The sequence below is a fragment of the Photorhabdus caribbeanensis genome, assembly GCF_018448885.1.
GTDB classification, from domain to species: domain Bacteria; phylum Pseudomonadota; class Gammaproteobacteria; order Enterobacterales; family Enterobacteriaceae; genus Photorhabdus; species Photorhabdus caribbeanensis.
The window spans coordinates 61,597-76,307 of the sequence record NZ_RCWB01000027.1; the positions used below are offsets into that span (position 1 = coordinate 61,597).

14 protein-coding genes are annotated in these 14,711 nt (G+C 42.9%); 9 read left to right on the forward strand and 5 right to left on the reverse strand.

Features of this window, described 5'->3' with window-relative positions:
• Positions 1-90: 90 nt before the first annotated feature.
• The 4 genes from clpX to bolA form a co-directional block, all read right to left on the reverse strand.
• Positions 91-1,362, reverse strand: coding sequence for an ATP-dependent protease ATP-binding subunit ClpX (gene clpX / locus EAE90_RS16750; protein WP_049582566.1), 1,272 nt, complete (start codon positions 1,360-1,362; stop codon positions 91-93).
• A gap of 137 nt (positions 1,363-1,499) precedes the next feature.
• Positions 1,500-2,123, reverse strand: coding sequence for an ATP-dependent Clp endopeptidase proteolytic subunit ClpP (clpP, locus tag EAE90_RS16755; protein ID WP_036775116.1), 624 nt, complete (start codon positions 2,121-2,123; stop codon positions 1,500-1,502).
• 272 nt (positions 2,124-2,395) lie between these two features.
• On the reverse strand, positions 2,396-3,700 hold the full coding sequence (gene tig / locus EAE90_RS16760) for a trigger factor (RefSeq protein WP_036775114.1): 1,305 nt from the start codon (positions 3,698-3,700) through the stop codon (positions 2,396-2,398).
• Between the two features lie 373 nt (positions 3,701-4,073).
• The gene (bolA, locus tag EAE90_RS16765; protein WP_036775112.1) at positions 4,074-4,388 is read right to left on the reverse strand and encodes a transcriptional regulator BolA; all 315 of its coding nucleotides are present in this window, start codon (positions 4,386-4,388) and stop codon (positions 4,074-4,076) included.
• Between the two features lie 244 nt (positions 4,389-4,632).
• Between bolA and EAE90_RS16770 the strand changes: the two genes are divergently transcribed.
• The 9 genes from EAE90_RS16770 (at position 4,633) to EAE90_RS16810 (ending at position 14,423) form a co-directional block, all read left to right on the forward strand.
• A complete protein-coding gene (locus EAE90_RS16770) occupies positions 4,633-5,211 on the forward strand; it encodes a lipoprotein (protein ID WP_214054434.1) in 579 nt (192 codons plus the stop codon).
• A gap of 72 nt (positions 5,212-5,283) precedes the next feature.
• Entirely contained in the window at positions 5,284-6,762 is a 1,479-nt protein-coding gene (gene ampG / locus EAE90_RS16775; protein ID WP_214054435.1) for a muropeptide MFS transporter AmpG, read from the forward strand.
• A gap of 249 nt (positions 6,763-7,011) precedes the next feature.
• On the forward strand, positions 7,012-7,773 hold the full coding sequence (locus EAE90_RS16780; protein ID WP_214054436.1) for a nucleoside-specific channel-forming Tsx family protein: 762 nt from the start codon (positions 7,012-7,014) through the stop codon (positions 7,771-7,773).
• A 351-nt stretch (positions 7,774-8,124) separates the two neighbouring features.
• Positions 8,125-9,060 (forward strand): cytochrome o ubiquinol oxidase subunit II, encoded by a 936-nt coding sequence (cyoA, locus tag EAE90_RS16785; RefSeq protein ID WP_036808849.1) that lies wholly within the window; start codon positions 8,125-8,127, stop codon positions 9,058-9,060.
• Positions 9,061-9,064: 4 nt separating this feature from the next.
• Positions 9,065-11,056, forward strand: a complete 1,992-nt coding sequence (gene cyoB, locus EAE90_RS16790) for a cytochrome o ubiquinol oxidase subunit I (RefSeq protein ID WP_214054437.1) — start codon at positions 9,065-9,067, stop codon at positions 11,054-11,056.
• Positions 11,046-11,660, forward strand: a complete 615-nt coding sequence (locus EAE90_RS16795; RefSeq protein WP_214054438.1) for a cytochrome o ubiquinol oxidase subunit III — start codon at positions 11,046-11,048, stop codon at positions 11,658-11,660. Before cyoB ends, EAE90_RS16795 begins: the two co-directional genes overlap by 11 nt.
• Entirely contained in the window at positions 11,660-11,992 is a 333-nt protein-coding gene (locus EAE90_RS16800; protein WP_011148017.1) for a cytochrome o ubiquinol oxidase subunit IV, read from the forward strand. The genes EAE90_RS16795 and EAE90_RS16800 overlap by 1 nt, the downstream gene beginning before the upstream one ends.
• A 12-nt stretch (positions 11,993-12,004) precedes the next feature.
• On the forward strand, positions 12,005-12,889 hold the full coding sequence (cyoE, locus tag EAE90_RS16805) for a heme o synthase (protein ID WP_011148018.1): 885 nt from the start codon (positions 12,005-12,007) through the stop codon (positions 12,887-12,889).
• Between the two features lie 154 nt (positions 12,890-13,043).
• Positions 13,044-14,423: an MFS transporter gene (locus EAE90_RS16810; RefSeq protein ID WP_214054439.1), complete on the forward strand. Its 1,380-nt coding sequence runs from the start codon at positions 13,044-13,046 to the stop codon at positions 14,421-14,423.
• A gap of 110 nt (positions 14,424-14,533) precedes the next feature.
• On the opposite strand, the gene EAE90_RS16815 is transcribed toward EAE90_RS16810, so the two are convergent.
• Positions 14,534-14,711, reverse strand: a 178-nt coding sequence (locus EAE90_RS16815; RefSeq protein ID WP_281422327.1) for a transposase, incomplete at its 5' end; no start/stop codon positions are given.

Sequence of the window (14,711 nt, forward strand, 5' to 3'; positions counted from 1 at the left end):
GTATGGCACTTTAATAAAAACAAAATGAGGGTAATTCCCTCATTTTATTAAATAATATCTCGTTTAGTGAATTCCCTGTCCTAGACTCAATTATTCACCAGAAACCTGGGCATCCGGTTTGCTGTAAATCAGCAAAGGCGCAGATTGACCATTAATAACAGATTCATCTACAACAACTTTTCCAACGTTTTCCATTGATGGCAGATCATACATAGTGTCTAGCAATGCGCCTTCAACAATAGAACGTAGGCCGCGGGCCCCCGTCTTACGAACCATTGCTTTCTTAGCAATAGCAGTCAAGGCTTCACTTCTGAATTCCAGATCAACGCCTTCAAGGTTAAACAATGCTTGATACTGCTTAGTCAACGCATTTTTAGGCTCTTTCAAAATCTGAATCAACGCTTCCTCACTCAATTCACTGAGCGTGGCAACAACAGGCAACCGCCCAATAAATTCAGGGATAAGCCCAAATTTGATAAGATCTTCTGGCTCAGCCTGTGCAAGCAATTCGCCTTCAGTAGCCTTTTCTGACTCACCTTTGACTTTCGCACCAAATCCAATACCCGTACTGGTATTTAAACGCTGGCCAATGACTTTATCCAGACCTGCAAACGCACCACCACAAATAAACAGGATTTTAGAAGTATCTACCTGTAAAAACTCCTGTTGTGGATGTTTACGCCCCCCCTGAGGAGGAACTGCCGCAATTGTACCTTCAATCAATTTCAGCAACGCTTGCTGTACACCCTCGCCTGAAACATCCCGAGTAATTGACGGGTTATCAGATTTACGTGAAATTTTGTCAATTTCATCAATGTAAACAATACCGCGCTGAGCTTTTTGCACATCGTAGTCACATTTTTGCAGTAATTTCTGAATAATGTTTTCTACGTCTTCTCCCACATATCCCGCTTCGGTCAGCGTAGTCGCATCGGCCATAGTAAAAGGAACGTCAAGATAACGAGCCAATGTTTCAGCTAATAGCGTTTTACCACTCCCTGTTGGACCAATAAGCAGAATATTACTTTTACCTAACTCAACACCGTTACTGGTATCGCCATTACGTAACCGCTTGTAATGGTTATAAACAGCAACCGCCAACACTTTTTTCGCCGTTTCTTGGCCGATAACATAATCATCCAAATGCTGACGGATTTCATGAGGCGTTGGTAATGCACTACGCTCACGATGTGGTACAAGCTCTTTAATTTCTTCGCGAATAATGTCGTTACATAAATCAACACATTCATCGCAGATATATACTGACGGGCCAGCAATCAATTTTCGCACTTCATGTTGGCTTTTCCCGCAGAAAGAGCAATACAGCAGCTTTCCTGAACCGTCTTTGCGCTTATCTGTCATCAGTCACAACCTCACTTTATCAACCGTTCCCCCAGATTCATCTGGCAAAGCAGGAAACTTCTGCTATTACCCCGAATGTCATAGCCTTACCAAGCGGTAAGCCGAATGTTTATATTATAGCTTCCGGGAATAATAAATTAATCGCGATGGGTGAAAATCTTATCAACCAATCCATACTCTACGGCTTCATCTGCCGACAAGAAACGATCACGTTCTGTATCTTTCGCGATCTCTTCAATAGGTCTTCCCGTATGTTTTGCCATTAACTCATTCATACGCGATTTTACTTTCAGTATTTCCTGAGCGTGAATTTCAATATCTGTAGCTTGTCCCTGGAAACCGCCTAATGGCTGATGGATCATAACCCGGGAATTTGGCAAACAGATACGTTTTCCCTTTGCACCAGCAGTCAACAAGAATGCTCCCATTGAACATGCCTGCCCCATACAAATAGTACTGACGTCCGGTTTAATAAACTGCATCGTATCATAGATAGACATTCCCGCCGTAATCACACCACCTGGCGAATTGATATATAAGAAAATATCTTTTTCTGGATTCTCTGCCTCAAGAAACAACATCTGAGCTACAACCAGGTTTGCCATATGATCTTCAACCTGGCCGGTCAGAAAAATAATACGTTCTTTTAATAAGCGCGAATAGATATCGTACGAACGTTCCCCACGCGCAGTCTGTTCAACTACCATCGGCACCAAAGCCATGTGAGGCGCATATTGATCCCGCTTGTCGCTATATGACATTTTCGTCTCCTAATAGAATTCATGTTGGTGCCATTCATAACCAATTCTACTTGAGATAAGCGATGATGACCATGATTCAAAGTTAACCAATCAAGGGGGAATTACCCCTGAAAAATTTTGTAATCATATACATAATATTAAAAAGGATCTGGGGTTAAACCCACTTTTTTCAAGAAAAATCTTGCCTCTTACTTATAAAAAAACCCGCAGATAAATCTGCGGGTTCATTTTAATAAGACAGCAAATTCATTATCTCATGACAAAACTAAAACTTATGCCATTTGATTCTGATTCATTAACTCATTGAAAGTGGTTTCTTTTTCAGAAACTTTTGCTTTACCCAGAAGAACTTCAACAGCTTGTTCTTCCAAAGCAATATTACGAACATTGTTCATCAATTCTTGGTTTTTACCATAGAATTCGATCACTTCTTGAGGATCTTCATAGGCAGAAGCCATTTCCTCAATTAATGTTTTAACACGCTCTTCATCAGCTTTCAGTTCATTGCTGCTGATAACTTCACCTAATAGCAGGCCAACAACAACGCGACGTTTAGCTTGTTCTTCAAACAGTTCACGAGGCAGTTCCAGAGCTTGTTTTTCATTGCCGCCAAAACGCTGAGCCGACTGACGGCGCAGAACATCAATTTCGCTATCAACAACAGCGGCTGGAACGTCGATTTCGTTAGCCTTAACCAAACCTTCGATAACCTGAGATTTAATACGGTTACGGACTGCATTTTTCAGTTCACGTTCCATATTTTTACGTACTTCTGCACGCAGGCCATCAACGGTGCTATCAGCAATACCGAAACGTTTGATGAATTCTTCATTCAACTCTGGCAGTTCACGCTGTTCCACTTTTTTCAATGTAATAGCAAACTTAGCCGCTTTACCTTTCAGATTTTCAGCGTGATAATCTTCTGGGAAATTAACATCAATGGTAAATTCTTCCCCAGCTTTGTGACCAACAATGCCCTCTTCAAAACCTGGGATCATGCGGCCTTGCCCCATAGCCAGCACAAAATCAGATGCTTTACCACCTTCAAACTCTTCACCATCAACAGAGCCATTGAAGTCAACAGTGACACGATCTTCTGCGCCAACAACTTCTTCGGTTTCTTTCCAATTAGCCTGCTGCTTACGCAATGTTTCCAGCATTGCATCAACATCTTCGTCTTTTACTTCAACAACAGGTTTTTCAACTTCAATGGCTTCCAGATCTTTCAATTCAACTTCTGGATAAACTTCAAACTCTACAGAGTAAGTGAAATCTTCACCATTTTTGAACTGTTCTGGTGCATAACTTGGCGCACCTGCTGGATTAATTTTTTGTTCGATGATTGCATTAATAAAGTTACGTTGCATCAGATCACTCAGAACGTCCTGAATGACAGAAGCACCGTAACGTTGTTTAACGATGTTCATAGGCACTTTGCCTTTACGGAAACCATCGATACGCACTTTTTTTGCTACATTGACCAACTCACTACTAACTGCTTTTTCAACATCGGCAGCAGGAACGGTGATTGTCACACGACGCCCAAGGCCTTGAGTGGTTTCAACAGAAACTTGCATCTTTTTACCTCAAAAAAATCATAGTGCTCGGTCAACTCCAGAGACCATACAACCAGCACATATTTTATGTACTAATCGCAATACTCTCTAAGAACCGGGGCGGTCGCATTTAAAAACCGAGAATCCCTGATGTCAGAAGCGTCCCGAAACCATTCTAAAAATTAGACGCGACATTATAGCGATGCAGACGGTGTGAGTCGAGAATTGCTGAAAAAAGGCCGAATTATTCATCAACTTCACAGGATAACGATTATTCAGCGGCTAAATTTGCATCCAAAATGGATCATATATAAAACGCAAAAACGGCCCGAAGACCGTTCGCTGAATTTATTCTATTGTATAAGAATACGCCCCAAATTAAGTTCAGCACATTTCAGGCAACAATATTACCCCCGCGACATGCCGGCGACGCTAAAACAGTATCCTGTAATTCATTCCACTCTTTTTCTGTATAGGTATGCAACGCCAAAGCATGAACACCTGCGGACAATTCTGCCGATAATACGCTGTAAACGGAACGATGGCGGTTCAGCATACGTTCACCAGCAAATTTATTACTGATGATGACGACTTTAAAATGGCTTTCAGAACCTACGGGTACATTGTGACGATAACTCTCATCAATAACCTCAAGATATGAGGGATTAAATGCAGCCTGTAATTTCTCTTCTATATCCTGATACACCATACCATTTCTCCTTAACCACACAGCAGTCGTACTGCCAACCATGCTAATAATTTTAGTCTATTCTCCATGAGTTATAGCACCAACGCATTAAAATATCTTTTAATCGAATCCCACATCATAAGGTTTTTATATGCGTTTACCCCATCAGGGATATGCCATGACCAAAAGGCGGTGATATTATTAACGCAATTTATGCTATTGATAAGTATTACTGGATATCCTTATCACTGATGAGAAAATTAACATGTTGAAAAGAATCTTATTCCCACTCATTGCGCTTTTTCTTCTTGCTGGTTGCGCCGCTCCCAGCAATACCTTGACCATCGAACCTAAAATTGCATTGCCAACAGCAGATCCAACGATGGGCGCAATTACCCTCAGTATCAGCGGGGCCGACAATCGTCAGTCTCAGACGCTTGCTCAAGTTAACCGCAATGCAAAGCTGGAAACACTGAAACCCTCTCGTGATCTACGCTTTCTACTCCAGGAAGTCCTGGAAAAACAGATGACCGCTCGTGGTTATATGATTGGCTCTCCAGCCAATGCCAATCTGCAAATTATTGTGAACAATCTATATGCAGACGTCAAAGAAGGCAGCCTGCGCCATAATATTTCAACAAAAGCCGATATCTCCATCATTAGTACAGCGCAAAATGGCAGTAAACAAATTAAGAATTACCGCACTAGTTACAATGTACAAGGTCCCTTAGGCGCAACTAATGAAAAAATTGCTGATGCAGTCAATACTGTATTATCAGAAGTCATAGCAGATATGGCTCAAGATCCTTCCGTCAGCAATTTCATCAAACAAAATGCGCGCTAATTAAAGGACTAATCGTTTATTAAAGGACTAATTATTTACTCTGCCCGCCAAGGGCAGGGTTTTGGGAGGCACATGTCTTATCGTTATCTCACCGTTTTTACCCAACATAATTCACGAATTCTGCTTTTACTCGGCTTTGTTTCTGGTTTACCGCTCGCGTTGACTGCCAGCACCCTGCAAGCATGGATGACCGTTGAAGACATTGATCTTAAAACAATTGGCTTCTTTTCTCTTGTCGGCCAAGCATATGTTTTCAAATTTCTTTGGTCCCCTTTTATGGACCGATTTACCCTCCCTTTTCTTGGACGTCGCCGTGGTTGGCTACTTGTTACACAGTTATTACTTATAGCCAGTATTGCTGCAATGGGTTTTCTCCAACCATCTCAACATTTATGGTGGCTGGCCACACTAGCGGTAACCGTTGCTTTCTGTTCCGCATCACAGGATATCGTCTTTGATGCTTATAAAGCCGATTTATTGAGTAGCGAAGAGCGAGGCGTAGGCGCTGCCGTTTCAGTACTTGGTTATCGGTTAGCCATGTTGGTTTCAGGCGGGTTAGCACTATGGATCGCAGACCGCTATATTGGCTGGCAACACACCTACTGGTTAATGGCTGGATTGATGTTAATTGGCATCTATGCGACGTTAAAAGCTAAAGAGCCTGAAATTGACGCTCCGCCGCCAAAAACACTCCAGCAAGCCGCAATAGACCCATTAGTTGATTTTTTTAATCGCAATAATGCATGGCTGATACTACTGTTAATCGTCATGTATAAAATGGGAGATGCCTTTGCTGCCAGCTTAAGTACCCCCTTTCTGATCCGAGGTATTGGCTTTGATGCTGGTGAAGTTGGAATGATCAACAAAACGCTGGGATTAGCAGCAACTATCGTTGGCGCATTATATGGTGGTTATTTAATGCAACGATGGAGTTTATTCCGCTCACTCATGATCTTTGGCATCTTTCAAGCGATTTCCAATATTGGATACTGGCTGTTATCCATCACGGACAAAAATATCTACACTATGGGCAGCGCTGTTTTTCTGGAAAATATCTGTGGCGGAATGGGAACCGCTGCATTTGTTGCCCTAATTATGGCATTATGTCATAAATCGTTCTCTGCAACACAATTTGCTTTATTATCTGCTTTATCTGCTGTTGGCCGAGTCTATGTCGGCCCAATTGCGGGTTGGTTCGTTGAATTACATGGCTGGCCAAACTTCTATCTATTCTCTATAGCGGCCTCTGTTCCAGGTTTATTACTGTTATTTATCTGCCGCCAGACTCTGGTTTATATCCAGCGAACTAACAATTTTATGCCACGTACTGAGTTCAAAAACTTCTATCGTCTAGCGCTTGGCTTACTATCATTAGCAAGTATTTTGCTTACATTTTGGTTACTTATCATCACCACTAATGCACTTAACTGGACTCATGCACCTGATCTGGCCGAAACATTACTATTCTGGGGAGCGCAAATCGGTATCACAAGCATCATTCTCGGTAGCTTTCTAGATTATCTTGCATTAAGAAGGGGCCAATTGACTTAAAAGGTGAAAACATTAAGTTAACTTATTAAAGGTTGACGGCGGTCAGCCTTTGATATTCCTGCCTTCTTTTTAAATATTTAAGTGATAGCGATCACACTTCAAATAGTCATTTGCCAAAAGTGCTATTTTTGAGTGATTATTTGATTGTTCAATATTTATATCTGCGTAGAATCAGACTACCATTTTAAGGGTTATTTAATATAGCTTTAAAACCCAAAACCTCTTTTCATGGATGCGTTAGAGAAATTTATGAGAACAACCATTCTGGCTACTGCTTTACTCACCACCGTCTCAGTTCCAGCTTATGCTGAATATAAAGGGGGTTTTGCTAATATCAGCATGAACTACCTCGACTGGACTAGCCATACCACACACAAGTCCGGGCAAACCTCTCATAAAGACGACTTTGCCTATTTGGAACTGGAAGGCGGAGCCGGGTTTGACTGGGGTGAATTATACGGGTTCTTTGACCTGGAAAATGCTTTCAACAGTCAGCATGCTGAACCAGGGGATAACCAAAGATACACTTTTAAGACAACCGGTCGCTTCTATCTGGCTGATACGGGTTTCAACCTCTATGGTCATGTTTACGGTACTTACTCGCTCCCAGGTACAGCACATGGCGGGAACTTCCACGAGGTAAATACCCTCTACGGTATTGGCTACAACACTGATTTCGCCGGTGTCTGGTTCAAACCATTCGTTGCGCTGCACTATGTTGACCAAACTTTCTACTCCGGTAATAACGGCTATGTCGTTGGTTGGGTTGCAGGTTACGACTTTCAACTCTGGGAAGAAAAATTCAGCATAACCAACTGGAATGAAATAGAACTTAACCGGAATGAACGCTACGGCAACGGTGGACGGAACGGTACCAATGGTGCAATAGCGTTATGGTGGACACCTCACCAGTCCTTCACTACCGGCATTCAATATCGATACGCCGATCATAAATTAGGTGAAGACTTCTGGCAGGATGCGATTGTCTACTCCATTAAATATAATTTCTAATTATTGATTTTAATTGTGAGCTGCCAAAAGTGGCTCACAATTAATTTAATTCCTAAATAAAATGACCGCGGTGGAAATTTTTAAAGCAAATTTTTTTATTTTTTTTCCTTTCACCTAAAAAAATATAAAATGATTTAGTACAAATTCATATTTCCGCACTATTTCGTTACAATTAAATAACCTTTTTAAGCTAACTTCTGATTAATCTTACAGTTGCATGTGATCCCAGTAACATAAAGGGTTAACAACCCCTCAACTAACTATTACAAATGTTTACACTCTAGTAGCCTTACCGTAGAATGCCCGCACTGATGAAACGACAATAGAGCTTTTGTTATTTGGAGTCGTTAGATGAGACTTATGAAATACAATAAAAGTATTGGGATATTGTCAATACTAGCGGCTACTCTTATGCTGAGTGGCTGCGATATGGTATTGATGAATCCTAAAGGCGCTATCGGCGCTGAACAAAAAATGCTGATACTTACGGCTATTGGCCTGATGCTAATCATCGTTATTCCGGTGATCATCATGGCATTCACTTTTGCCCTGCGTTACCGCGAGGCCAACAAAAGTGCTACCTATCACCCTAACTGGGCACACTCGAATAAAATTGAGCTGGTAGTATGGACCGTTCCTATCATTATCATTATTATTTTAGCAACCATTACCTGGAAAACAACCCACGAGCTTGACCCATATAAGCCACTGGTCAGTGATGAAAAACCAGTGACTATTGAAGTTATCTCTCTTGATTGGAAATGGCTATTTGTTTACCCGGAGCAAGGTATCGCTACAGTTAACGAAATTGCTTTCCCTACCGGGGTTCCTATTAACTTCAAAATCACCTCTGATTCTGTGATGAACTCATTCTTCATCCCACAGTTAGGTGGTCAAATCTATGCAATGGCTGGTATGCAGACTAAACTTCACTTAATTGCCGATGAACCTGGCACTTATAAAGGTTTGTCCAGCAGCTATAGTGGTCACGGTTTCTCCGGCATGAAATTTACTGCTACCGCTACCGCAGATCGTGAAGGTTTTGAACAATGGGTTCAAAAAGTGAAAGCCTCTCCCAAAACCTTGGATACCATGCAGGCATTTAACGAGTTAGCTAAACAAAGCCAGAACCATCCGGTTGAATACTTCTCAAGCGTTAAGCCTAACCTGTATCAAGACATTATTGCCAAATTTATGGGCAACATGAATATGCATGGCGGCCACGGTGCAACGACAGGTCATAACATGAATATGAGCGAAACCGCTCATGCCGGAGTTGAGGAATAAAGTAATGTTGGGAAAATTAACACTTGATGCAATCCCATTGCATGAGCCCATTGTCATGGTCACTCTTGCTGGGATTCTCTTCGCAGGGCTCGCGATTGTCGGAGCCCTGACCTATTTCCGTAAATGGAAATGGCTGTGGAGCGAGTGGTTAACCAGCGTTGACCACAAGAAAATCGGTATTATGTACATTATCGTGGCACTGGTCATGATGCTCCGTGGCTTTGCCGATGCCATCATGATGCGTGGTCAGCAGGCTGTCGCCTCTGCGGGTGCAGAAGGTTTCCTGCCGCCGCATCACTATGACCAGATCTTTACCGCCCACGGCGTTATCATGATTTTCTTCATGGCGACACCTTTTGTTGTCGGCCTGATGAACATCGTGGTTCCACTCCAGATCGGCGCTCGTGATGTGGCATTCCCATTCCTGAACTCACTGAGCTTCTGGTTCTTCGTCGTTGGCGTTGCACTGATTAACATCTCTCTGGGGGTAGGTGAATTCGCTCAGACCGGTTGGTTAGCTTATCCTCCGCTCTCAGGTATAGAATATAGCCCGGGCGTTGGAGTCGATTATTGGATATGGAGTCTTCAAATATCTGGTATCGGTACCTTACTGACGGGCGTTAACTTCTTTGCGACGATCCTGCGTATGCGTGCTCCTGGCATGTCCATGATGAAAATGCCTGTATTCTCTTGGGCAGCACTCTGTACTAACGTACTGATCATCGCCGCATTCCCAATTCTGACAGTTACCATCGCCCTGTTAACTTTTGACCGCTACATGGGTACCCATTTCTTCACCAATGATATGGGCGGTAACATGATGATGTATATCAACCTGATATGGGCTTGGGGTCATCCTGAAGTTTATATTCTGGTGTTGCCGGTCTTTGGTGTTTTCTCTGAAGTGACTGCGACATTCTCGAAAAAACGACTGTTTGGCTACACTTCTCTGGTGTGGGCGACCATTGCCATCACCGTATTGTCGTTTATCGTATGGCTGCACCACTTCTTTACGATGGGCTCTGGCGCGAACGTTAACGCCTTCTTCGGTATAGCCACCATGATTATCTCGATTCCGACAGGCGTTAAGATCTTCAACTGGCTGTTCACAATGTATCGAGGGCGCATTGAGTATAAAACACCGATGTTGTGGACCGTTGGCTTCATCGTCACCTTCTCCATCGGTGGTATGACCGGCGTCCTGCTAGCAGTTCCAGGCGCAAACTTCGTTCTGCATAACAGCTTGTTCCTGATTGCACACTTCCATAACGTGATCATCGGTGGTGTTGTCTTTGGTTGTTTCGCTGGTACTGCTTACTGGTTCCCGAAAGCTTTTGGTTTCACCCTGAATGAAAAATGGGGTGTCCGCGCATTCTGGTTCTGGATCATCGGCTTCTTTATCGCCTTTATGCCAGTTTACGCGCTCGGCTTTATGGGGATGACCCGTCGTATTAGCCAAGATATCAACCCTGAATTCCATACTCTGCTGGTCGTCTCCGCGATTGGTGTTGCACTGATTGCCGTTGGTATCCTGTGTCAGGTCATCCAATTCTACGTGAGTATCCGTGACCGTGACCAAAACCGTGACCTGACCGGCGACCCTTGGGGCGGACGTACTCTGGAGTGGGCAACATCTTCTCCACCGCCGTTTTATAACTTTGCTGAAGTTCCACATGTTCAAACCCGTGATGCATGGTGGGATATGAAAGAAAAAGGCACTGCTTATAAACGTCCTGCTCAGTATGAAGAAATTCATATGCCTAAAAATGCCGGTGCGGGTGTAATCATTGCTGGCTTTAGCTTGCTGTTTGGTTTCGCCATGATTTGGCATATCTGGTGGCTGGCTATCGCAAGCTTCGCAGGCATGATTATCACTTGGATTGCAAAAAGCTTTGATGAAGATGTTGATTACTACGTACCCGTTGCTGAAGTTGAGCAAATTGAGAATCAACACCATGAACAAATTAGCAAGGCAGGTCTGAACCATGTCAACTGAAACTATGACTAACCACAATCATGCCCACGAGCATCACGGGCACCACGATGCGGGAGCCACTAAAGTATTCGGTTTCTGGGTCTATTTGATGAGTGACTGTATTTTGTTTGCATGTCTATTTGCGACTTATGCAGTACTCGTTAACGGAACCGCGGGTGGTCCATCTGGCAAAGAGATTTTCGGCCTCCCTTTTGTATTGGTCGAAACTTTCCTACTGTTATTCAGTAGTATCACTTATGGCTTTGCCATGCTGGGAATGAACAAAGGAAAAGTCGGCCAGGTTAACGCCTGGCTTGGTATGACTTTCCTGTTCGGCCTTGGCTTCGTGGCGATGGAATTGTACGAATTCCATCACCTGATTGCTGAAGGTTACGGCCCTGACCGCAGTGCATTCCTGTCTGGATTCTTCGCATTGGTTGCTACTCACGGTATCCACGTTACCTGTGGTCTGGTCTGGATTATCATTATGATAATCCAAGTAACCCGCCGCGGTTTAACTGACGTAAATAAAACCCGTCTGAACTGCCTGAGCTTGTTCTGGCACTTCCTGGATGTGGTATGGATCTGTGTATTTACCGTTGTTTATCTGTTAGGAGCTATGTAATGAGTCATTCCGATACCGCTCATACTGGAGCTAGCCACGGTAGCCTGAAGTCTTATCTGATCGGCTTTGTTCTTTCGGTGATACTGACAGTGATTCCGTTCTGGATGGTCATGGATGGTTCCGCCTCCCATACGACTATCCTGACAACAGTAGTCGCTCTGGCTGTGGTGCAGATCATTGTTCATTTTATCTACTTCCTGCACATGAACACGTCGTCAGAAGAGCGCTGGAACTTAGTAGCATTGCTGTTCACCATTTTAATTATCGGTATTGTTGTTGTTGGCTCGCTATGGATTATGTACAACCTCAACATTAATATGATGGTTGATTAAAGAGCTGCATATATGATTAAGCAATACCTGCAAGTAACTAAACCAGGAATTATTTTCGGCAATTTAATTTCTGTGATCGGTGGTTTTCTACTCGCCTCGAAAGGGGTGATAGATTACCCTTTGTTCATCTCGACTCTGCTCGGCGTTTCATTAGTCGTGGCTTCTGGTTGTGTATTTAACAACTACATTGACCGTGACATCGATCGGATCATGGAAAGAACAAAAAACCGTGTCCTTGTAAAAGGACTTATTGATCCGAAAATCAGCCTGATTTATGCATCAATACTGGGTATTGCTGGCATAGTGCTGCTCTATGCAGCAGCCAATGCTTTAGCAATGCAATTAGCGATCATCGGTTTTGTCGTCTATGTAGGGGTTTATAGCCTCTATATGAAAAGGAAATCTGTTTATGGCACGTTGATCGGTAGTTTGTCCGGTGCTGCACCTCCGGTTATCGGTTATTGTGCAGTAACTGGTCAGTTTGATACGGGCGCGTTGATCCTGTTACTGATTTTCAGCCTGTGGCAAATGCCGCACTCCTATGCCATTGCTATTTTTCGTTTCAAAGATTACCAAGCAGCCAATATTCCTGTATTGCCCGTGATCAAAGGCATATCTGTGGCGAAAAACCACATTATCCTTTATATCCTGGCATTTATGATTGCAACCCTTATGTTAGCCATCAGCGGTTACGCTGGTTACAAATATTTGGTTGTTGCAGCAGCAGTGAGCGTCTGGTGGCTAGGAATGGCGTTATCCGGTTACAAAACTGATAATGACCGCATTTGGGCTCGTAAATTGTTTATATTTTCCATTGTGGCAATCACTTCCCTGAGTGTCATGATGTCTATTGACCCACATGTGCCCTCAGAAGCCTTCCTAACTTACGTCCGGTAATTTTCCCTGATGGCAGTTGTATCCTCTCTGCCATCAGTTTCCTTCCTGCCTGTTATCCCCTCCCTTAATACTTCAATATTATTAATTCAATTAACTATTTACCCCTTATTGAAAACCTATCTACAATGACGCATAAAAATATTTCGAGGTAATCATGAACGATAATAAAATGACGCCACTTGAGCTTCGGGCGACATGGGGCCTAGGTTCAGTTTTTTCTCTGCGAATGCTAGGTCTGTTCATGGTTATTCCTGTATTAACAACCTATGGCCTGGATCTAGAAAATGGCACCAAAACACTTATTGGCATCGCCATTGGCATTTATGGTTTAACCCAGGCAATTTTCCAGATCCCTGTTGGCCTGCTTTCTGACAAAATTGGTCCTAAGCCCTTAATTGTTGGCGGGTTACTACTATTCATCTTAGGCAGTATCATTGCTGCTCTCAGTGATTCTATCTGGGGCATAATAATTGGACGAGCGCTACAAGGTGCTGGAGCCATATCTGCTGCAATTATGGCGCTACTTTCTGATTTAACCCGTGAACAAAATCGAACTAAAGCAATGGCTTTTATTGGCATTAGTTTCGGAATAACTTTCGCCGCAGCCATTGTACTTGGCCCAATCTTGGCTCATGCCATTGGGTTAAACGGCCTGTTTTGGGTAATTACCATTCTGGCCGGTTGTGGCATTCTGATAACACTATTGGCTGTTCCTTCCACAGATAAACACATCCTCAACCGTGAATCAGGCATTGTTCGTCACAGTTTCAGTAAGGTTCTGGCTGATAGCCAATTGCTGAAACTTAACTTTGGCATACTCAGTTTGCACACTTTGCTAATGGCAAGTTTTGTCGCCTTTCCTTTGGTGATGCAACAAGCAGGACTCCCTAACCAACGGCTTTGGCAGGTTTACCTGATCACTATGCTAGTTTCATTTTTATCTGTTTTACCTTTCATTATTTACGCAGAAAAAAAGCGCCGCATGAAACAAGTGTTTTTACTGTGTATCACGATGCTGCTGATTGCTGAAATTGTATTGTGGGCGGCGGGGCATCACTTATGGGTAATTTTCATCGGCATACAAATTTTCTTTATTGCTTTCAATGTAATGGAAGCTATCCTGCCATCACTTATCAGTAAAGAAGCACCGGCGGGTTATAAAGGTACAGCAATGGGCATCTACTCCACCAGTCAATTTTTAGGTGTCGCTTTAGGGGGTGGACTTGGTGGTTGGTTATCTGAATTAAAAGGGGCACCGCTGGTATTTATGGCAGGTATCGTTCTGACAACCATTTGGTTGATTATCAGTACAACAATGAAGCAACCTCCTTATGTCAGCAGCATCAGAATTTCTCTACCAGAAAATATAGTCAATAAGGCATTGTTGGAACAAAAAATTCTTGTTCAGCCCGGCGTTTGCGATGTCGTTATTATTCCGGAAGAGCATAGTGCTTACATAAAAGTAGATACAAAGCTGACAAACAGAGCACAACTTGAACAATTGATAGCTAACAATAATGACATGATAGATTAAGTATCAAACCAGATAGCTCTTACTCACTCCGATTCGATATTAAGGGAAATTGGGAGTGGGATTCTTAGTCAAGAATACCCCACTCCACATTAAACTAACCCGAATTCTGCTTAAGCCATCATTGAAATATCTTTCTCTGAGTAGAAAATTTTCAGTGATGGCTTTTTCAATTTAAGGCTGTAAGCAATCAATCCACCTAAAACACACAACAGAAAGCCTTTTATACTTCGGTGGCGCGAGTGCTCAATTTGAGAAATGGTCTTTAATTGCCCATTAATCGTTTCGATG